Source organism: Curvibacter sp. GW821-FHT09D12, from assembly GCF_059416245.1.
In genome coordinates this window covers 244,382-264,716 of sequence record NZ_JBWKOU010000008.1, presented here as the reverse complement: position 1 = coordinate 264,716, position 20,335 = coordinate 244,382, and the positions used below count along the sequence as shown (strand labels likewise).

General features: G+C 64.4%; 19 protein-coding genes. 6 read left to right on the top strand and 13 right to left on the bottom strand.

Features of this window, described 5'->3' with window-relative positions:
- Positions 1–84 precede the first annotated feature (84 nt).
- From AC07PT_RS15525 to AC07PT_RS15510, 4 genes are all read right to left on the bottom strand, one after another.
- Positions 85–864: an SDR family oxidoreductase gene (locus AC07PT_RS15525; protein WP_492347629.1), complete on the bottom strand. Its 780-nt coding sequence runs from the start codon at positions 862–864 to the stop codon at positions 85–87.
- Between the two features lie 4 nt (positions 865–868).
- A complete protein-coding gene (locus AC07PT_RS15520) occupies positions 869–1,567 on the bottom strand; it encodes a fumarylacetoacetate hydrolase family protein (RefSeq protein WP_494657206.1) in 699 nt (232 codons plus the stop codon).
- Positions 1,564–2,550, bottom strand: coding sequence for a Bug family tripartite tricarboxylate transporter substrate binding protein (locus AC07PT_RS15515; RefSeq protein WP_494657205.1), 987 nt, complete (start codon positions 2,548–2,550; stop codon positions 1,564–1,566). The genes AC07PT_RS15520 and AC07PT_RS15515 overlap by 4 nt, the downstream gene beginning before the upstream one ends.
- Before the next feature lie 85 nt (positions 2,551–2,635).
- Positions 2,636–3,589: a 2-hydroxyacid dehydrogenase gene (locus AC07PT_RS15510; RefSeq protein ID WP_492347632.1), complete on the bottom strand. Its 954-nt coding sequence runs from the start codon at positions 3,587–3,589 to the stop codon at positions 2,636–2,638.
- Positions 3,590–3,703: 114 nt separating this feature from the next.
- Between AC07PT_RS15510 and AC07PT_RS15505 the strand changes: the two genes are divergently transcribed.
- Positions 3,704–4,846, top strand: coding sequence for a citrate synthase family protein (locus tag AC07PT_RS15505; RefSeq protein ID WP_494657204.1), 1,143 nt, complete (start codon positions 3,704–3,706; stop codon positions 4,844–4,846).
- A 264-nt stretch (positions 4,847–5,110) separates the two neighbouring features.
- A complete protein-coding gene (locus tag AC07PT_RS15500) occupies positions 5,111–6,340 on the top strand; it encodes an MFS transporter (protein ID WP_494657203.1) in 1,230 nt (409 codons plus the stop codon).
- Positions 6,341–6,641: 301 nt separating this feature from the next.
- Here AC07PT_RS15500 and AC07PT_RS15495 read toward each other — a convergent pair whose 3' ends face one another.
- From AC07PT_RS15495 to AC07PT_RS15480, 4 genes are read right to left on the bottom strand one after another with little or no spacing between them, the layout of a single operon-like run.
- Positions 6,642–7,640 (bottom strand): Bug family tripartite tricarboxylate transporter substrate binding protein, encoded by a 999-nt coding sequence (locus tag AC07PT_RS15495; protein WP_494657202.1) that lies wholly within the window; start codon positions 7,638–7,640, stop codon positions 6,642–6,644.
- Between the two features lie 34 nt (positions 7,641–7,674).
- Entirely contained in the window at positions 7,675–8,841 is a 1,167-nt protein-coding gene (locus AC07PT_RS15490) for an acyl-CoA dehydrogenase family protein (RefSeq protein ID WP_494657201.1), read from the bottom strand.
- 23 nt (positions 8,842–8,864) lie between these two features.
- Positions 8,865–10,091: a CaiB/BaiF CoA transferase family protein gene (locus AC07PT_RS15485; RefSeq protein ID WP_494657200.1), complete on the bottom strand. Its 1,227-nt coding sequence runs from the start codon at positions 10,089–10,091 to the stop codon at positions 8,865–8,867.
- A gap of 23 nt (positions 10,092–10,114) precedes the next feature.
- On the bottom strand, positions 10,115–10,888 hold the full coding sequence (locus tag AC07PT_RS15480; protein ID WP_494657199.1) for an enoyl-CoA hydratase/isomerase family protein: 774 nt from the start codon (positions 10,886–10,888) through the stop codon (positions 10,115–10,117).
- A gap of 108 nt (positions 10,889–10,996) precedes the next feature.
- Here AC07PT_RS15480 and AC07PT_RS15475 point away from each other — a divergent pair, with 108 nt between their 5' ends.
- Both AC07PT_RS15475 and AC07PT_RS15470 read left to right on the top strand, forming a co-directional pair.
- Entirely contained in the window at positions 10,997–11,851 is an 855-nt protein-coding gene (locus tag AC07PT_RS15475) for an IclR family transcriptional regulator (protein ID WP_494657198.1), read from the top strand.
- A gap of 437 nt (positions 11,852–12,288) precedes the next feature.
- Positions 12,289–13,194: a LysR family transcriptional regulator gene (locus AC07PT_RS15470; RefSeq protein WP_492347638.1), complete on the top strand. Its 906-nt coding sequence runs from the start codon at positions 12,289–12,291 to the stop codon at positions 13,192–13,194.
- A 34-nt stretch (positions 13,195–13,228) separates the two neighbouring features.
- On the opposite strand, the gene AC07PT_RS15465 is transcribed toward AC07PT_RS15470, so the two are convergent.
- A complete protein-coding gene (locus tag AC07PT_RS15465; protein WP_492347639.1) occupies positions 13,229–13,540 on the bottom strand; it encodes a hypothetical protein in 312 nt (103 codons plus the stop codon).
- A gap of 397 nt (positions 13,541–13,937) precedes the next feature.
- Between AC07PT_RS15465 and AC07PT_RS15460 the strand changes: the two genes are divergently transcribed.
- Together AC07PT_RS15460 and AC07PT_RS15455 are read left to right on the top strand one after the other, a co-directional pair.
- Positions 13,938–14,240 (top strand): hypothetical protein, encoded by a 303-nt coding sequence (locus AC07PT_RS15460; RefSeq protein ID WP_494657197.1) that lies wholly within the window; start codon positions 13,938–13,940, stop codon positions 14,238–14,240.
- Positions 14,241–14,302: 62 nt separating this feature from the next.
- Entirely contained in the window at positions 14,303–15,463 is a 1,161-nt protein-coding gene (locus AC07PT_RS15455) for a porin (RefSeq protein WP_494657196.1), read from the top strand.
- Between the two features lie 152 nt (positions 15,464–15,615).
- Here the strand turns inward: AC07PT_RS15455 and AC07PT_RS15450 are convergent, their stop codons facing one another.
- Genes AC07PT_RS15450 through AC07PT_RS15435 form a run of 4 tightly spaced genes read right to left on the bottom strand, consistent with a single transcriptional unit; the run spans position 15,616 to position 20,302 of the window.
- The gene (locus AC07PT_RS15450) at positions 15,616–17,103 is read right to left on the bottom strand and encodes an efflux transporter outer membrane subunit (protein WP_494657195.1); all 1,488 of its coding nucleotides are present in this window, start codon (positions 17,101–17,103) and stop codon (positions 15,616–15,618) included.
- Entirely contained in the window at positions 17,100–18,038 is a 939-nt protein-coding gene (locus tag AC07PT_RS15445; protein WP_494657194.1) for an efflux RND transporter periplasmic adaptor subunit, read from the bottom strand. Before AC07PT_RS15445 ends, AC07PT_RS15450 begins: the two co-directional genes overlap by 4 nt.
- Positions 18,039–18,042: 4 nt before the next feature.
- Positions 18,043–18,252, bottom strand: coding sequence for a DUF1656 domain-containing protein (locus AC07PT_RS15440; protein ID WP_492347644.1), 210 nt, complete (start codon positions 18,250–18,252; stop codon positions 18,043–18,045).
- Positions 18,236–20,302 carry an FUSC family protein gene (locus tag AC07PT_RS15435; RefSeq protein ID WP_494657193.1) on the bottom strand — a complete coding sequence of 689 codons (2,067 nt, stop codon included), beginning with the start codon at positions 20,300–20,302 and terminating at the stop codon, positions 18,236–18,238. The genes AC07PT_RS15440 and AC07PT_RS15435 overlap by 17 nt, the downstream gene beginning before the upstream one ends.
- Positions 20,303–20,335 lie beyond the last annotated feature (33 nt).

Below are 20,335 nucleotides of genomic sequence, written 5' to 3'. Positions count from 1 at the left end.
CGTGCAGGTGCTGACCGGCCCCGGGGCCGCCGCACCTGTCTTGTGGGGTGGTTGGAAATGCGAAAACGGGGCGCGTGGCGGCGTTCAGCCGCGTCCGACAAAGGGCATGGCACTGGCCATCACGGTCATGTTGAGAATGTTGACGCTCAGCGGCATGGCCGCGATGTGACGCACGGCATCGGCCACATGCGCAGCCGCCATCATGGGCTCGGGGGCCACGCTGCCATTGGCCTGCAGCACGCCGCGGGTCATGCGCTCTGACAGCTCGGTCAGCGCATTGCCGATGTCGATCTGGCTGGCCACGATGTGGAAGGCCCGACCATCCAGGGCCAGGGCCTTGGTCAGGCCGGTGACGGCATGCTTGCTGGCCGTGTAGGGCGCGGTGAAGGGGCGCGGGGTGTGGGCCGAGATCGAGCCGTTGTTGATGATGCGTCCACCTTGCGGCACCTGGCGTCGCATCAGGCCGAAGGCCGCACGGGCGCACAGATAGACGCCCGTGACATTGGTGTTGATGACCTTGAACCAAGTCTCCAGCGGCAGCTCGTCCATCGGAACGGCCGGGGCATTCACCCCGGCGTTGTTGAAGAGCAGATCCAGGCGTCCGAATTGCTGCTCCACGTTGTCGAACAAGGCCTGCACCTGGGTTGGATCGCTCACATCGGTGGGCATGGCCACGGCCTGCTGCCCGGCGCTGCGGGCCTCCTCGACCAGGCTGTGCAGGGGCTCGGGCCGACGCCCCACTGCGACCACGGTGAAGCCATCCTGCAGCAGCCCCTGGGCGACCACGCGCCCGATGCCGCTGCCAGCACCTGTGACCAGGGCGATGCGAGATGTCGTCGTGTGTTGTGTCGTGTGTTGTGTCATGTTCCTACTCCTTGGTCGGTGCCAGCACCGTGCTTGAAAACGTTACTAGGCCCTCGATACCGGCGCTGAAGGTGTCACCCACCTCCAGTGGGCCGACCCCGACGGGGGTCCCGGTGAAGATCAGGTCGCCTGCCTGCAGGCGGACCGAGCGCGACAGCAGGGCCACCAGTTCAGTGACGCCGAACAGCAGCTCGGCCAGGTCGGCTTGCTGACGCCGCTGGCCATTGACGTCGAGCCAGATCGCGCCCCGTCGCAGGTGGCCGCAGCGCGCCGCCGGCACCAGTGGGGAACACATGGCCGATTGGTCGAAGGCCTTGGCTGGCTCCCAGGGTTGCCCCTGTCGCTTGGCCTCCTGCTGCAGGTCGCGCCGGGTCAGGTCCAGGCCCACGCCATAGCCCCAGATGCAGCGGGCCTCGACCTCCTGGGCTGGCAGATCACGTCCGCCCGCGCCGAGGGCCACGACCCATTCGACCTCGTGGCAAAAGTCGCGTGTTTGCGGCGGGTAGTGCAGAGGCTCATGGGCATCCAGCACCGCACTGGCCGGCTTCATGAACCACGAGGGCGGGCCCACGGGTGCCGGTTCGTCGGCCTGCCAGCGGTAGTTGCGACCGATGCAAAAGACTCGCGCCAATGGGAACCGTGCCGATGTGTCAGCGACGGCCAGAGAATGCACCGGCGGTGGGTTGATGACGAAGTGAGTCATTCCAGGCTGATGTTTTGGCTGCGGATGATCTGGCCATAGCGTTGGCGATCGTCCGTGATGAGCTTGGCGAAATCGATCGGGGAGGTGCTCCGTGGGATCGCGCCGGCGCTGGAGAAACGCTCGCTGATGGCCGGGCTGGCCAGAACAGCCTGGATGTCGGCCGCGATCCGCTCGACCAGCCGGGGCGGGGTGCCTGCCGGGGCCAATGCGCCGATCCAGGAGGTGGCATTGAAGCGGGGCAGGCCCGACTCGGCCAGGGTCGGAACCTCGGGCAGGGCTGGCACGCGCTGCAGACTTGTCACCGCCAGGGCCCGTAGCTTGCCGCTCTTGAGGTGGCCCCAGGCCTCCATCACGGTCATGAAGGAGAGCTGCACATGGCCCGCGAGCAGGTCGGCCACAGCCGGCCCGCCCCCGCGGTAGGGCACGTGAAGCATCTGCGTCTTGGTCTGCTCCTTGAACATCTCGGCGGCCAGATGGGGGCCGCTGCCCGGGCCTGAACTGCTGTAGCTCAGCTGCCCTGGGCGGGACCGCGCCAGCGCGATGAACTCGGCCACCGAGTGGGCCGGGACCGCCGGGTTCACCATCATGGCCAGGGGCAGCTCGGCGACCAGGGAGATCGGTGCAAAGGCCTTGTCGGCGTCGTAGGGCAGGCGCGCGAACAGTGAAGGGTTGATGGCCTGGGTGCCGACATTGCCCAGCAAAAGCGTGTAGCCATCGGGCTTGGCCTTGGCCACAAAGTCGGCCCCGATCTGGCCCGAGGCCCCGCCCTTGTTGTCGACGATGACGGGTTGACCCCAGCGCCGAGAGAGCTGCTCGGCCAGGATACGGGCCCCGGTGTCGGTGCCCCCACCTGGCGGGAAGGGGACGACCAGGGTGACCGGCCGGGCCGGGTACGCCTGCGCCAGGGCCGGTGGGCTGCTCAGGCTGAGAGCCCCCAAGGCCACCAGCCCAAAGCTGAAAATTGCGCGACGGCGCTTGAACATGTTTGTCTCCTTTTTTTGTTGGAACACCGAATAGGGAACACCCAACTGAGCGGTGCGGGCTGCACCGGGCACTCGGCTGGCGTGCTCAGGTGGTCAGGCTCATGACCGGGCGCTGGCCCGCCAGGGCTTGAGCCACGCTGTCGAGCACCATCTGGCCCATCGCCGCGCGGGTCTCCCAGGTGGCGCTGGCGCGATGCGCCTGCAACAGCACCCGCTCGGAGCCGCGCAAGGCCAGGGGCACGTGGGGCTCGTCGACGAACACATCGAGGCCGGCCCCGGCGATGCGCCCAGTGACGATCGCCTCGGCCAGGGCCGCCTCATCGACCAAGCTGCCCCGTGCGACATTCACGAGAAAGCCCTCGGGACCGAGGGCCTGCAAAACTTCCGCGTTGACAATGCCCCGGGCTGATTCGGCTGCCGCGCACAGCACGAGGGCGTCAGACGCCTGTGCCAGCGCCACCAGATCAGCCACAAACTGATGCGGCACGTCGTCCATGGGGCGCAGGTCGGTGTAGGCCAGCGGACAACCGAAGGCCGACGCGCGCTGGGCCACGGCCCGCCCCACACGGCCCATGCCGACGATGCCGACGCGCATGCCGCTGAAGCGCCGTCCCAAGGGGATGGCACTGGGCTGAGGGAACCGCTCCCAAAGGCCATCCCGCACAAAGCGATCGCCGCCGCCCAACTGGCGGCAGATCGAGATCAGCATGCCGATCGCCATGTCGGCCACATCCTCTGTCAGTGCCCCGAGGGTGGCGGTCACCGGCAGGCCGCGCTCGCGGCAGTAGGCCAGGTCGACGGCATCGGTGCCGACGCCGTTGACCGCCACCACCCGGAGTGCCGGTAGCCGCTCCAGCAGAGCCCGTGAGATGCCGGTGTGGCCACCGGTGATCACGGCCTGGACGGCATGGGCATGCTCATCGAGCCAGGCTTCCGGGTTGTTGAGTTCGAAGTAGCGGTGAACTTCGTAGAGCGACGCCAACTGCTGGTTGATGGCCGGGACCAGGATGGGGTTGAGTTGCAGGATGAGGGCTTGCATGAGGGTTCCATCAAAGCGGGCTGAGTGCCCTGTTTCTGAGATGGACTGAAGTTTGTATATAGTTGATTTGATTGGCAATCTTGAATCACATAATCAACATAAAAAGGACCTGCGATGGCCACTTGGATCTCGATGGCGGAGGCCTGCCGTCTCCTGGGCGTACAGCAGCAGACGGTGTATGCCTATGCCAGCCGAGGCAAGGTCGAAGCCATGACCGACCCCGGCGACTCGCGCAAAAGCCTTTACCGGGCCGAGGATGTGCAGCAATTGGCCCGGCGAAAACAGGCTGGTCGCAAGCGCGAAACCCTGGTGACGCAGGCGCTCTCGGGGGTCGAGCCCAGCATTCCGACCGCACTGTCCACCTTCCACCGGGGTCGGCTGCTGTTCCGTGGGCAAGATGCGGTGGAACTGGCGCGCAGCGCCAGCCTGGAGGACCTGGCTGGCCTGCTCTGGGCCACCCAGGGCCCGGTCGATTTCCAGGTGCCCGGGCCGCCGCCTGTCGATAAGGGCCGGGTGGCTGCCTTCACCTTGCTGGGCGGTCTCGCCGCGACCGGGCTGGCCACCAGTGGCCGTACGCCCCGTGTGCTGCATGAGGAAGGGCAGAAGCTGGTGGGCCATCTGGCCAATGCCCTGGGCGCCCAGGGGCCGCGACGCGCCCTGCACCTTCGCCTGGCCAAGGGCTGGCAGCAGGGGCCGGCCGCGGCCGAGCTCTTGCGCGCGGCCATGGTGTTGACGGTGGACCACGAGCTGACCAGCTCGGCCTTCGCCACCCGCATCGCGGCCTCCACGGGGGCCTCACTGCCAGCCAGCCTGCTGGCCGGCCTGTGCACCTTCTCCGGTCCACGCCACGGCGATGCTTCGGGTCAGATTCGGACCCTGTTGGCCGAGGTCAAACAATACGGAGCCGACCAGGTCGTGGAGCGACATCTGCTTGCCGGGGTCGCCCTTCCTGGGTTTGGGCACCACCTCTATCCCGAAGGAGATCCTCGCGCACGGGCCTTGCTCGACTTGTGGACACCCGCCTCCCCCACTGCGCGATTCATCGAACGAGGAACTGCACTCACCGGGCTGGCGCCCAACATCGATCTGGCGATTGCCGCTTTGGTGGAGTACCTGGACCTGCCCATTGATTCAGGCTTTTGCCTCATTGCCTTGTCACGCAGCATCGGGCTGCTCGCGCACTGTTTTGAGCAGCTTGAAATACGACAGACATTTCGCCCACGGGGGCGCTACATCGGGTCGATTCCCAGGTCTTGAGGCGCCGCGAACTCACATCAGGTGCATTCCGGCTGCTCGTATGAGGGATGACTACCCCCAGTGGGTTGACCCTGCGCCAAATCCGGGGCGATATACCGCAGCGGAACAGGTGATGCGGCGTGCGTCGCCCCGCGCTTGCATCCTGGCGCAGCTTCGCTGGTCCGGCTCACGCACGAAGATCCGAAGCAAGTCAAAATGAACAGTTCACCCCGACAAAAGTGCGCTGAAGATCCGTCAAGGTCCCGCGCCCAAGCAATAGCCCCCATGTCCTCGCCGAATGAATCCTCCCCTGAATCCGAAGCCGCCTTGCCCTGGCCAGCCCTTTTGACGTTGGTCAGTGCCTTCGCACTGAGCCAGGCCTTTCGCAGTGTCACCGCCATGATGGCGACCGGCCTGCAGCAAGAGTTTGGGCTGTCCTCGCAGGACCTGGGCTTTTTTGCCGCCACCTTTGCATTCGCCTTCGGGCTGACCCAGTTTGCGGTCGGGATTGCGCTTGACTTTTACGGGCTGCGCCGTACCTGGCTGGTCACCTTTCCCCTGGCCATCGTGGGCGCCCTCATTTCTGCGTTGGCCCCCAATTTCGCCGTGTTGGTCGTTGGGCAGGCGCTGGTGGGCATGGGGTGCTCGCCAGCCTTCGTGGTCTGCACGCTGTTCATCGCCAGGCGTTTTCCCGTCAAGCGCTTTGCCGCGGTCTCAGGCACGGCCATGGGTCTGGGGGGGCTTGGGCTGATCCTCACGGGAACCCCCTTGGCCTGGCTCATCGACGTCAGTTCCTGGCGCGTGGGTTTTGCGGTGCTGACCGTGCTGGCTTGCATTTCGTGGGTCCTGGTCTATCGCCAGTTGCACGAGGGACCGGCCGCCACCCTGCAGCGGCCGGAGACGCTCGGCAGTGCCCTGCGAGGCGTGGGGGCCATTTTCTTGTTGCCGCAGACTTGGGGCATCTTGGCGCTGGCCGGGGTCAACTACGCCTCGTTCCTGACCCTGCGTGGCCTGTGGCTGGGGCCCATGCTGATGCACCGCCATGCCATGACCTTGGTGCAGACCGGCAACGTCGCCTTGTTGGTGTCCTTGATATCGCTGTTCACCCCTGCCTTGTTCGGGCACTTTGATCCAGGCCCGGCGCGGCGGCGACAGTGGATCATCCGTGCCGTGGCGCTCATGGCTGCTGTGTCCGCTGTGATGGCCTTTGTCCCCTCGTCCTGGGTCGGCGTCGGTGGCATGGTGGCCCTGGCAGTGTTGTCAGGTGCCGGTGTCCTTCAATACGCCAACGTGCGCGCTTCCTATGGCACCGAAATCGGCGGGCGTGCCATGTCGGTGTTCACCATGTCCATGTTTCTGGGCGTGGCCATCGTACAAAGCCTGAGCGGCTTGGCCGCCTCGTGGTCCACCGCCTTGGGGGGCGACCCCTATGCGGGGGTGCTGGTGTGCATTGCAGCGTTGTTGATGCTTGGCGCGATGGCGTTTCGCTGGCTGCCTGCCGCGTCAGTGCGTTGAGCATTGATTTGGCAGATGCTGTCCGCGTCAGAATGGAATGGCCCCGAGATTCGCGCAGGCGCCCACCTCGCGCATGGAGCCAGGATGCCGCGCTCGCCCCGTCGTCAGAGACGGCCGCTCGTCCCCCCATAGGTTCTTTATGACGATCCCAGAGCCAAAGTTCTCGCAGGCGCAGAAGGCCGCTGAGGGCTGCGTTGCTGCTCTCGGCGAATCTATGGCCCCATTTGCTGATGGGCTCGACGAGAGGCAGCCCTTCCCCACAACGGGAACCAGGTAGCAATTGCTACGCACGGCGCTCGGATCAGAGCAGCTCGAGACCGGTTGCCGTCGCTAGGCGCTTCCAACGTGCGATTTCATCGATCTGATATTTGCGCATTTCCGTGCTACCCGTCATCAGCAAGGTGGTGGACTGGCGTGAGTAGTATTCCCTGACCTCTGTGCTTGCTCCGGCCTGTTCAAACAGAACCCCTAAGCGCTTCACGGCCTCCAGCGGCGTCTTTGCGGGTACAGCCGCTGCAACCCAGTTGTGGGCAAGGTAGCCCGGTATTCCGGCTTCCGCCGACGTAGGAACATCAGGAAGGCGCTGTGTGCGTTCTGGTGCCGTGTACGCCAATGCGCGCAGACGCCCTCCCTTGACCAACTCAATTGCGCCACTTGCATCAACGACAGAAAAATCGACCGTGCCAGCCATCGTGACGTTGATGGCATCGCCTGCGCCCTTGTAAGTGATCGCAGTTGTCTTGATCTTCGCCAGCTCGTTCAGCCATTCTGAGTAGAGGGTGTACGAGACAGAGCCCGTCGCGTAGTTGAGTTCACCAGGTCGCTTTTTTGCTGCGGCGATGAGGTCGTTCAGCGACTTGTACGGAGAATTCGGAGGTACGACGATCAGGCAGGGACCACGCGAAAGCAAGGTGATCGGTGTGAAATCGGCGATCGGGTCGTAGGGCAACTTCTTGAAAGTTGCAGCGTTGGTCGACAGGGTTGAGTTGCTTCCGATGAAAACCGTGTATCCATCTGCGGGTGCATTCAGCACCGCCTGGACACCAATGAAGCCATTGCCACCCGCCTTGTTTTCGACAGTGACCGGTTGGCCTGTCAACTCGCCAATCTTCTTGGCGAACATGCGTGCCGTCGTATCCGTTCCACTGCCAGGAGGGAATGGAACAATGAACTTGATGGGGCGTGAGGGATACGCATCAACTTGCGCTCTACCCACGACCGGCATCGTGAGCGCAAAAGTAGCCATGCCCCCCAGGGCAAGCGCCGAAATTTGCCGACGACTCATCTTTCGATCGATCATGTGTTGTCTCCAGAAATAAATGTAGGTGCGGGGATCAGCGCTTCAATCCAAGCAACTCCCGCGCGATGACCCATCGATGGACCTCGCTAGGGCCTTCGTAGATGCGCATGAGCCTGGATTCGTTGGCCATTTGCTGAAGCGGCATCTCCTTGGTCATCCCCATCGCACCGAAAGCCTGCATGACGTGGTCAATCACCTCCCAAGCCATCTCGGTCGCAAACACCTTGATCATTGAGACCTGTGTGCGTGCTTCTTCGCCGCGATCTATGCGAGTGGCCGCCTCATAGGTCATCAGGCGGCAGGCATGGATTCGGGTCGCAGCATCTGCGACCCACCACTGAATGGTCTGGCGTTCCGCCAGGGATGCCCCAAAAGTCCTTCGTTGCGGGGCATACTCGCAAAGCATGTCCAACGCGCGCTGCGCTCTGCCAATGCACCACGCTGCCATCTGCACGCGGCGACTTGAGAGACGGGCCTGCATGGGGCCGAAGCCGGCACCTTCCACACCCAACAGCTGCGTCGAACGAATGCGGCAGTCCTCAAGCAAGACCTCGTACGTGGACGCACCGCCAATCATCGGAATCCGTCGCTCGACCTTGAAGCCTGGCGTATCCCGATCAATGATGAAAGCCGATATTCCCCCGCGGGCGCCTTTGGATTTGTCGGTGACGGCCATCACGATGGTCCAGTCTGCATGAGCGGCACGGCTGATCCAGATCTTGCGTCCATTGAGCACCCATTCGTCACCGTCACGCACGGCCCGAGTGCTGATGGCCGATGGGTCTGCTCCAGCGCCAGGCTCAGAAATGGCGATTGCCGATGCCGTCTCTCCGCGCGCGTAGGGCGCCAGATAGATGGAGCGCTGTTGCTCGGAGGCTGTTTTGAGGAGCATCCGCAGGTTGGGGGAATCAGGAGGGAGCTCGAAAGGCGTGATGGTTTTTCCGAGTTCTTCGTTGACACCCACCATGGCTATGGTCGGCAGATCGGCGCCTCCCATTTCGGCAGGAGCATCCAACCCCCAAATGCCGAGCTCTCTAGACAGCGAGTTCAACCGCTCATGCTCTTGCGGCAGCAAGCTGCACTCACCGGTCGCGGCCTCACGCGCCAGCACTGCGGGTTCGAGTGGGATCAGCTCTTCGCGCACGAAGCGTGCAATCAGGTCTTTGAGCATCCTATGCTCGTCGTTCAATTGAAAATCCATGTGCCGGTGCTTCTTTGCTTGGGTTAGTTGGAAGATATGGCTTGAGCCCGTCGCATCGGAGCGGTCGCTTTGTAGCCGGCCTCTGCCAGCACCTCATCCGTGTGTTGGCCCAACGTCGGTGCCGGGCGCCGAATCAATGCGGGCGTCAGTTGGAACAGGGTGGTGGGACGCAACTGGTTGATCGGCCCCTCTGTGGGATGGGTGCTCTCTTCGAACAACCCGGATGCCATCAATTGCGGATGCCGAGGCAGGTCGTCCAGGGAATAGATCCTGGTTGCTGGAATATCGACCTGCTCGCACAGGGCCAGCCATTCATCGGTACTCCGCGTCAGGAGAATTTCATGGAGATGGCGGTATAGAGACTGGATGTTCTTGTTGAGCTGATGACGATCCGAGAGCTCATACCTGTTGCAGATCTCCCCGTGGCCCGCCGCCCCGAAGAACGCTACCCAATGTTTGGGCGTGTAGGGCAGAAGAGCGATCCAGCCGTCGCTGGTTTGGGCAGGTTTGCGCCCTCCACCCATCAGGCGGGCGTAGCCGGCTTGCACGATCGATCCCGGAAATGCCAAACCACCCATGTGCTCAGTCAGCGTGAATGCTGCCATGGTCTCAAGCATCGGTACCTCAACATACTGACCGTCACCACGGCGCTCTCGGTGCAAAAGCGCAGCCATGACGGCATTCGAAACCGCAAGACCGGTCGTCTTGTCAGCGATCAGGCTTGGCACGTAGTCAGGCACATCTCGACCAACAGATGCCAAGCCCGCCAGTCCACACGCGGCTTGGATGATGTCGTCAAAGGCCGGTTTGTCATGGTCCGGGCCACTTTGCTGAAAGCCGGTTGCAGCAACGTAGACGATGCGCGGATTGATCACCTTGACCGCGTCATAGCTGAAGCCCAGCCGGTCAATCGCCGCCACGCGCATGTTGTGCACCAGTACGTCGGCACTCTTGATCAGATGGCGCAGTGCGGCTGCACCGTCCTCTCCTTTCAAGTCCAGAACGATGGAGCGCTTGTTGCGGTTAAGGGCCAGGAAGATTGAACTCATCCCGGGGTGCAACGACAAGCCATTGGATCGCATCAGATCCCCCTCGGGACCTTCAATCTTGATCACATCGGCACCGAAGTCTGCAAGCACCTGCGTGGCGAGCGGTCCCAGTACCACGGAGGTCAGATCAAGGACACGAATGCCGTCAAGTGGCCCTGACGCAGGCGCGCCACCCATGCTGTTGTTGTGCATCGAAGTCATACAGTGCGCTCCAGTTCAGTGATTCAGCGGCGACAAAAGACGGGTAGGCGACGCTCCGCCATCGCTGCGACGCCTTCCCTGAAATCTGCGGTTCGGAACTGACCGCGTTGGATCGACAGTTCGTGTTGATTGATCTGGGCAACGCGCTGCTGAAGATCTGCGCGAAGCACCGCCCGCGTGCTTTCCACTGCCAAGGGCGCTGAAGCCGCAATTTCGTGGGCCAAGGCGATGGCGCGGATGCGAATTTCGCTATCCTCCGCCGCGACTTCATCGACCAATCCAATCGCTGCCGCTTCGCCACCGCTGATACGACGGCCGGTGTAGAAGAGCAACGCCGCTTTTTGCTCACCGATCAGTCGCGGAAGCGTCAGCGTGAGCCCGAATCCCGGGTGGAAGCCCAACCTGTTGAAATTGGCGCTGAATCGCGTGCTTGGCCCGGCCACACGAAAGTCCGCTACCAGAGACAGCCCGAGCCCTGCTCCAACTGCCGCGCCATTGACTGCGGCCACGATCGGCTTGGTCGTCTTGAATAGCCGCATTGCATGGGCATAGAACGTCGAAGGGTCAACAGAATCATCAGACTTGAGCGCACCAGCGAAATCTGCACCGGCACAGAAGTTCTTTCCCGCCGACATCAACACGATCGATCGACAGGAGCTGAGCCCATCCAGGTGTTCAAAGCCGTCTGCAAGTCGCGCCATGTAGTCGCCATCGACGTAGTTCTGTGGCGGGCGATTCATCTCAACGAGGGCAACTGCACCATCGTGAAAGATGCGAAGGTCAGGGGTGTCATTCATTGGTTTCTGGTCTCGCTGTCGTTCATATGGTTGGGGCTGACGTTGACGCAGGTCTCGGCCAAATTATTGGCAAATCACTTCAGGTGCGATAGGCTGCAATTTCGATAAATGAAATTGTTGAAAGCATTGACTAAAGCCACACCAGCCCCATCAAGCCCATCGACCAGAACGCGGACCAAGCAAAGCGGGACGTTCACAAGGTCGACGTCAGGTAGTCAATCCCTGGAGAGGGGCCTGCAGCTTCTTCGATCGTTTCGAGTTGGCGTCCCGGTTCTGAGCAATGCAGAACTCTCCGAGCGCACGGGTCTGCCTCGTCCCACCGTGAGTAGATTGACGCGGTCTTTGGTCGACACCGGCTTCCTGGCATACGATCACGACAGCCGTGGCTATCGACTCACTGTTGCTGTCTTGAGTCTTGCCCAGGCTTTCCGATACGACATTCCGGTCATCGATATCGCTCTACCGTTGTTGAAAAAAGTAGCGGGAGGCGAAAAGATCAACGTGAGCCTGGCCGTCGCCGATCAATTGGAGATGGTGTACTTGGAGTCAGTGCGAGAAAGTCGCCATGGCGTATTCCGTCGGGCAGAGCAAGGGTCACGCTTCCCGATGGAGTTGACGGCCAGTGGCCGCGCCTATCTGGCTGGCTTGAACCTTCTTCAGCGTGACACCTTGCTGAGCAAACTGGCCTCAAGGCATGTCAGTGATTGGCTGAAGATCCGTGGGGAGATCGATGACGCTGTTCAAGAAATCGATCGCGCTGGTTACTGCGTCGCAAGCTGGCAACCTGGCCTGACGGCTATCGCGGCACCTCTGGTCGCGCCTGACCGTTCGCTCTATTCGGTCAGCATCGGGTTTCACCTGGTAGCAGGGCAACAACAGGAACTGGTTCAAAAGTATGCGCCCATGTTGCTCCAACTCGTTGATGACATCCATGCCTCATGGGATCGTCGGTGTCGTCCTTAGACGGGCAATCCAACCGGTCCACGAACCGTGAGCAGATGATGGCAGTGGCTCAACGTGAGCCTGGATGGATGAAGGTCGAGTCGCCTCTCGAATCGGATCCACCGCTTCCCAACGGACTCCCCGATTCAACGGGTGGTAGCAGGATCATCGACTGACAAGCTCCGGTTTCGACGGACTGTGTTTATTGGACTCAGCGCGTTGCTTTGATCCATGCCCTCTGCCATTCCGTGGCCCGGTTCAGCATGGCACGAGCTCGCAACGCCTGCGAAGAGCCCACTGGCGTCAAGGCCTGAGCACCGTGGGCCGTGCCGTCAGAGTGCTCAGGCAAGGCCTGTCTTCAAATGCCTGTGGGGCTCCTCCTGAGTGGGGTCGTGTGCGTTCGCTCATGTCGAGACTGCTGCTATGTTTGGGGTTTTTACCTCCAACACTCGCCCGCCATGGACCTGCGCCACATCGACCTGAACCTGCTGGTGGTGTTCCATCAGTTGCAGTTGGACCGCAGTGTGTCGGCCGCTGCCGAGCATCTGGGCCTGACCCAGCCAGCGGTGAGCAATGCCCTCAAGCGCCTTCGGGCCGGGCTGGGGGACGAGCTGTTCACTCGCACTTCGCACGGCATGTCGCCGACACCGTATGCCCTGCACCTGGCCGATCCGGTGGCCCAGGCACTGAGCACCCTTCAGGGGGCACTGGCCACGCGCGATGCTTTTGATCCATCCAGCAGCACCCGCCTCTTTCACCTGGCCATGACCGACATTGGCGAGATGTACTTCATGCCGCCGCTGATGGAGGCCCTGGCCCAGCGCGCCCCGCACCTGCGCATCAGCACCTTGCGCCCGCACACCGGCGACCTCAAAGAGGACATGGCCCAGGGTCGGGTGGATCTGGCCCTGGGTTTGTTGCCGCAACTGCAGAGCGGGTTCTTTCAGCGCCGCTTGTTCAGACACCGCTATGTGTGCATGTTCCGCCAGGGCCACCCGACGGCACGCTCGCCGATGAGCCTGGAGCAGTTCTGCGAGCTGGAGCACGTGGGCGTGGTGGCCGCCCACACCGGGCATGGCGAGGTCGATGGGCAACTGGAGCGGGCCGGCATCCAGCGCCGCATGCGCCTGGTGGTGCCGCACTTCATTGCGGTGGGCCACATCCTGCAAAGCACCGACTTGATCGCCACCGTGCCGCAGCGTTTTGCGCTGCGTTGCGAGCAGCCCTTCGGGTTGATCAGCTCGCCACATCCGGTGCGCCTGCCCGAGATTGCGATCAACCTGTTCTGGCACGGGCGCTACCACCGCGACCCCGCCAATCTGTGGTTGCGGCAGTTGCTGATCGAGCTGTTTGCAGACCGCTGAGCTCAGCTCGCAACGGTCTGCCGGGGCCTGCTGATCAGTAGCTCAGCTCGCCATGCGGGATCAGGCCCAGGCGGTTGGCCCGGGCGGCCTCGGCGCTGACCTCCGCCCGGGTCAAAGTCGACTTCAGCAAGGGCTGCACACGCGACATCTCCAGCAGGCTGGGGTCTGCGATCTTCAACTGGGCCGCGGCCACCGCCTCGGCATTGACTTCGGCACGGCTTCGCTGCGACACCACCGGCGCAAATTGTTCGGCGTAGGTGTCGGCTTCGCCGGTGGCAAAGCTGGGGGTGGCGGTCAGGGCCGCACTGGTGGCCAACAAGGCCATGGCGATGAGGGAGCGGTTCATTTTGAAATCCTTTCAGGGGTGATCAGAGGGTCTTGTCGGGTGCCTGTGCATCCGGCACTCGCTGGGCCTGCTGCGGCCTGGGAGGCCGGCTCTGGCGCATCGATGGGTGAACTTTATTCTTTCCAAAACAACAATAAAACAAGTTAAATAGAAATTGGAAATTTCTAAAAACGAAACAAGTAACGATGGCGAAAAACCGGAACAGGGCGTTGATGGGACCTGCGGCGCCGACAATTTGTTTCTGAAATAGAAATTACCAATTACTGAAAAACATGTTTTATTGCTGATTTAGGTGTCCTAAAGTCACGCATCGAAGACGCAAGCGTGTTCAGCGCTCCGCTTTCTCCGTCCAGCCGGGCCTGTGCCCGGCCTGCCAACCCATTCAAGGAACCTCGCCATGCACCGCACCTTCTTTTCCGCCGCCTTGTTGGCCGTGACCGCACTTGCCGCTTCCAGCAGTTTTGCTGCGGGTGAGGCCGACACCTACCAGGCTCAGTTGACGGCACCCAATGTGGCTCAGCGCAGCCGTGCCGAGGTGCGCGCCGAGGCGGTGCAGGCCGCCCGCCATGGGGCCGATGTCGACCCCATGTCCCAAGGCCTGCCCGTCGTCAAGTCGGCCGTGAACCGGCAGGACGTGCGTGCGGCGGCCGCGGCCGCCAACCGTGCCGGCCTGCTGCCGCACGGCGAAGCCAGCTTCTGAGGGCGTGCGCCTGGCTGTGGCGCCGCCCTGTTTCCTTTTTTCTTTTCCATTGGATGACCATGATGAAAAAATCCCTGATCGCCCTGGCTGCGCTGAGTGCGCTTGCTGGCTCCATCACCGCCCATGCCGAATCCGGCTCCAGTCTGCAGCTTTACGGCCTGGTGGACGCTGGCGTGCGCAGCGACAGTGCCGCGGCCAAAACCAGCGCCGGTACCGGCTCGCAGACCCAGTTCTCGTCGGGCGTGCTGAACACCTCGCGTTTCGGCTTCAAGGGCACGGAAGACCTGGGGGGCGGCCTGCGTGCCAACTTCAACCTCGAGTCGGGCTTCAACACCGGTACGGGCGCCACCTCCAGCACCAGCAATATCTTTGACCGCCGCGCCATCGTGGGCCTTGAGAACGCGTGGGGCCGTGTCGACCTGGGTCGCAACACCACCTTCAACTACGACCTGCAAGCCGGCTACATCAACGACCCGCTGGGCCAGGAGCTGACCAACAACAAGCAGTACGCCGCAGTGGCAGCCACCACCGTGAACCCGCTGGGCACCCTGGTGGGCGGCAGCCTGGACACCTCGCGTCGTGACAACATGGTCAAGTACCAGAGCCCCGTCTGGGCCGGTACCTCGCTGGGCCTGGCCTACTCGTTCGGCAATGTGGCGGGTTCGACCGCGGCCAACTCGTCGGTGCAGGCCATGCTCAAGTACGACATGAACCCGGTGCAAGTGGGCGCGGCCTACGACCGCCTGCGCGACGTGGCTGGCCGCAATCAGACCACCTGGACCCTGGGTGGCAACTACCTCTTCAATGGCCTGCGCGTCACAGCCGGCTACACGCAGATGGAGGCCGCCGCCAACTTTGCCAACAGCAACACCTCGATCCTGACCAGTTCGAGTGCCAGCACCTCGCTGTACAAGTTCCTGAATGGCGCCAGCGCCAGCACCACGGGCCTCAAGGCCCAGGTGGCCGATGTGGGCGTGACCTTCAACGTGAGCGATCTGGTGAAGGTGGTGGGGGCCTACTACAACACCAAGTACTCGGCTGACGGCCTGTCGTCCAACCGTTACGACACCTACGTGGCCCGTGCCCGCTACACGCTGAGCAAGCGCACCGATGTGTATGCCGAACTTGACTACACCAAGGCCAACAACGTGGCGGCGGCCCAGACCGCGAGCGGCAAGAGCAACAACACCGGTGTGGCTGTCGGCCTGCAGCATCGGTTCTGAAGCCGTCAGGCGCGCCAGCGCCTGACGCATCAGCGGTTTTTCTCCATTGCATTGACCCCGTCACTTCGCTGTGACGGGGTTTTTTTGCGCACGGGTCGCCGTGTTGGTGTGGTTTGGCCGGCGCATGCTGCCCACTGCGCCAGCGCACTTCTTCAGTGCGCACTGCCTGGCTGGGTGGCCTGCTGCTGCCACCCGCCGCCCAGGGCGAGGAACAGGGCGACTTCATCCAGCGCAGTCTGGCCCTGGCTTTGGGCCACTTGTTGATCCAGGCGGGTCAGTGTGCCTTGCGCCTCCAGCTGGCTGAGCAAGGGCGCACGGCCACTCTCATGCAGCCGATGGTTGTCCTGGGCCACCTGATCCGCCTGCTCGCGGGCCTGTGCCAACTGGGCTTGCTCGTCCAGCGCATGCACATAGCGGCTCAGGGCGGTCTCGGTCTCGCGCAGCGCCTTCAGCACCACCCCGTCGAAGCGGGCCAGGGCGGCCTGGGCATCGGCCTGCGAGGCCTGCACGCGGGCACGCGCTGCGTTGTCCGGAATCTGCCAACTGATCAGCGGGCCCAGGCCCCAGCGCGCGGTGGAGGCGTTGCCCAGGTCACCCAGCACCCCGCTCAGGCCTGCCGAGGCGCCCAGGTGGATGCTGGGGTACAGCGCTGCCGTGGCGACGCCGATGCGCGCCGTGGCGGCGGCCAACTGGCGCTCGGCCTCGCGCACATCGGGGCGGCGCTGCAGCAAGGCGGCTCCGTCGCCCACCGGCAGAGGTCGGTCCAGCTGTGGCGGCGCCGCACAACGGGTGCGCTCGCGGTCCAACGCTCGGGGGGGCAAGCCCAGCAGGGCGGCCAACTGGTAGTGCGCGGCGTCCTGAGCCGCCACATAGGCAGGCAGCTGCGCCTTCAGTGCCAGGGTCTGGGCCTGCGCGGCCTGCGCCAGGGTGCGGGGGCTGCGGCCGGCCTCGACCAGGCGCTGGGCCAGATCGAGCCGGCGCTGTTGCACGGCCAGCGCGGCCTGGGCACTGTGCAGTTCATGGGTGGCCGTGCAGCCCTGCACATAGGCGCGCACGGTGGCGGCGGCCACGCTCACGCGCACCACGTCCAGCGCGGCGGCCGTGGCCTGCTGGCTGGCGTGGGCGGCCTCTTCGGCGCGGGCCAACTGGCCGAACAGGTCGATCTGGTACGAGACGCTGAAGCCCAGGTTGCCCTCGTTCATCACGGGCAGCTTTTCTTTGAGCAAGTAGGTCTCACCAGCCTCCTGGGCGCGTTTGGCGGCCGCCTCTGCGCTGGCGTGGGGGCCGGCCTCGGCCTCGACAGCCTGCACCATCGCATGGGCGCGCTGTAGATGGGCCCGGGCCTCGCGCAGGCCGGTGTTCGCCTGCAATGCCTGCTGCACCAGGCTGTCCAGTGCGGGGTCGGCATACAGCTGCCACCAGTGATCGGGTAACGGGCCCAGCGACACAGCCGGGCCCATCGCCTGCTCGAAGCCCGCCTGGGCCAGGCTCTGCCGAGCCACGGTCTGATCGGCCAGCAAGGGCGCGCGCGGCAGCGGTGAGCAGGCGGCCAGTGCGCTGGTGCAGGCCAGCACCAGGGCCTTGCGCCGCCAGCGGTGCAGGCTCGCGGCGCGGTGGGTTGGCGGGGGCTGGGCGATCATGACGGCCTCCCGGGGCGGGTTGGCGTTGCTTGCGAGGTGGGCCGCTCATCCAGCACCGACACCGTGGCTGTGCGTCCTGCGATCAGGTGGAAGTTGCTCGGCACCTCATCAAGCGCCACGCGTACCGGGATGCGCTGGGCCAGCCGCACCCAGTTGAAAGTCGGGTTGACATTGGGCAGCAGGCTGGCACCGTTGCTGCGGTCGCGGTCTTCGATGCCGGCGGCCAGGCTCTGCACGTGGCCGCGCAGCCTCACCTCGCTGCCCATGATGCGGATCTCTACCGGCTGCTGCAGGTGGATGTGGTCGAGCTTGGTCTCTTCAAAGTACCCGTCGACATGGAAGGACGCCCGGTCCAGCACCGACAGCACCGGCCGGCCGGTGCTCACGTAGTCGCCCACGTGGGGGGCGCGGTCGTTCACATAACCATCCACCGGGCTGGTGACGCGGGTGCGGGCCAGGTTGAGGCGCGCCAGGGCCAGGGTGGCTTCGGTGCTGGCCAACTGGGCCTCGGCCTGTTCCAGCCGGGCGTCGCCCTGCTCCTGGCTTTCGCGGGCCACCAGGTCGCTGAGGCGGTGGTTGCGCTCAGCCTCCAGCCTGGCCTGGGTCACCACGGTGCGTTGCGCGCGCCAGGCGGCTTCGGCCTGGCGCACCGCCAGCTCGTGACGTGCGCGGTCCACCACCATCAGCAGCTCGCCCCGGTGCACGGGCTGGTTGTCGTGCACCAGTACCTCGGTCAGCAGGCCCGATACATCGGGGGCCACCTGCACGGCGTCGGCCCTCAGGTGGCCGTCGCGGGTCCAGGGGGCACCGTTGTAATAGGCCCAGAGGTGTTCGCCGGCTTTGACCGCAGCGGCGGCCATCAACAGGGTCAGCAGCACCGGGACGGCCCGGCGCTTCAGGGTAGGCAAGAGGGGCATGGGGCGCTTGGGGTTCATGGGTTCAGGTTTTCCACCACAGGCTGGCTTGCACGCAGGCCGACAGCACGACCACGAACAGGCAGAAGTTGAAAAGGGAGCGGTGCCACACCCGTCGGTACAGGCCCAGCCGGGCCAGCAGCAGGCGCAGCCCCGTGGTCAGGCCCAGGGCCAGCACGGTCAGCAGCAGCAAGCTGGGGACAAACACCCCGTACAGGTCAATCTCGGCATTCATGCAGTGGGGCTCCGTTTGGGTCGGGCGTGACCGGGGGCCGTGCGGGTGCCGGCCGGCCTGGGCACAGCGTGATGCGCAACTCGGCCAGCGCCTGGCGGGCCAGGCGGGCCTGCGGGCTGTCCTGCCTGGCCAGTGTGTGCAGGGCCCGGTCGATGCGCTGGCCCAAGGCCTGTGCTGCGTGGGGGCGGGGGGTCTGGTTCAGGCGTGCCCGGTAGTGGGCGGCCACGGCCCCCAGCACCCGGCGCAAGGCTTGCGCAACAGGGCCGGCGGGCGCGCCGCTGCCTTGCAGATCCAGCACGCTGAAGCCCACACGCAGCTCACTGAAACCATCGGTGACCCGGTCATGGGCGCTGGCGGCCAGGCGCGGTAGCAGCAGGCTCAGGCGATCCAGCATGAGATCGCCCATGGCGCCCGGCGCGGCGTGTTCGCTCGGATGGCGCCCCCAGGCGTGGCGCACCAGGTCGCGCCACAGGCTGCGCACCAGGCGGCGCAAGGCCAGGCCGGTGCCAAAGGGGCGGGTCAGCAGCGTCCACACCAGCGCGCCGAAGGCCCCGGCGATGCCGGCCAGATTGCTGTTCACAAAGTCTGCAAATTGGGCGTCGTAGGCCCCCGACAGGCCCAGAAAAGAGGCGGTGCAGACGGTCAAGGTCATCGCCATGGGGGCAAAGCTTGGGCGCAAGGCCAGCGTGCCCAGGGGCAGGAAAGGCAAGGCCAGGGCCAGCACCAGGGTTTCGAAATCATGGGTGGCCGGAATCACGTAGAACAGCAGCACGCTGGTCAACAGCATGCCCACGCAGGTCCAGGCAAAAAAGCTGCGTTGAGCTTGGGCAGGTTCATCCTGAGCAGCAAAGAAGCAGGCCGTGATGGTGCCCATGATCACCGCGCTGGCGCCTTGCTGCCAGCCGGTTTCAATCCACAGCAGGCACAGCACAAAGCTCAGCGCTGAGGCCGACAGGGCCGAGAACATCACCATGCCGTGGTCCACATGGCGGGCCTCGCTGTCCAGGTGCTGGCGACGGTAGGCCGGCACCCAGTCGTCCAAGCCGGTGCGGCCATGGTTGTTTCGGGCGATGCGCTGGCGCAGCGCCAGGCAGTCTTGCCACAGGCAGACCAGGGTGTGCAGCCGGGCCAGGGTGTGCTGCGTCAGCACCGCAGGCCAATCAGGGCCGGCCGCGCCACCTTCATCGTGGTTCAGCCATTGGAGCTCAGGGACAGCGGGCGCCTGGGTGTCAGGGTGTTGCATCCAGTGGACCACCTGCGCCAGGGCTTGCTCAAGGCCCTTTGGCAGGCCTGGTGGGAGGTGGCGCAGCTCGGCCAGCGCGGCCTGCAGTGAAGACAGCATGGGCAGCAGCAGGCTCAGGCGCCAGCGCAGTTCGCGGGCATGGCGCACCACGTCCACGCTGGCGGTGTCATAGGCCAATTGGCCGATGAACTGGTCCAGGGCCAGGATGTCGGTGGCCAGCTGGTGGCGGCTGGCGCCCGGCAACCGACCCGGTTGCAAGGCCTCGGTGGCCCAGGCCGCGGCGTCGCGCAACCACACGCCCATGCGCTGGTCCAGCACCGGGGCCACCCGGCCCGGAAACACCAGGGCGGCCACCGTGCTGGCGCAGGTGATGGCCAGCAGAATTTCCTGGGTGCGGGCCACGGCGATATTGAACACCTCGCTTGGTGAGCCCACGGCGCCGAAGGCGATCATGGGCAGCGTGTAGGCGGCCAGCATGTAGAGGTAGTTGCGCGGCGTGCGGTCCAACTGGGACAGGTACAGCAAGCTGCCTGTCCACAACGACACCACCGCACTGAGCAGCACCGGCTGGTTCACCAGCCAGGGCACCAGCAGCACCGCGGCGCCGGCGCCCAACAGGGTGCCGCCAGCCCGGTACACGCCCTTGGAGCGGGTGGCGCCCGTCAGGGGGTGCGACACCACATACACCGTGGCCATGGCCCAGTAGGGCCTGGGCATGCCCAGCGCCAGCGCGATGTACAGCGCCAGCATCGAGGCTGCAAAGGTTTTGACGGAAAACAGCCATTCCCGCCCGCTGGGCATTGTCATGGGTTCTTTCTTGGCGCAGCGGACTTCAGCGTC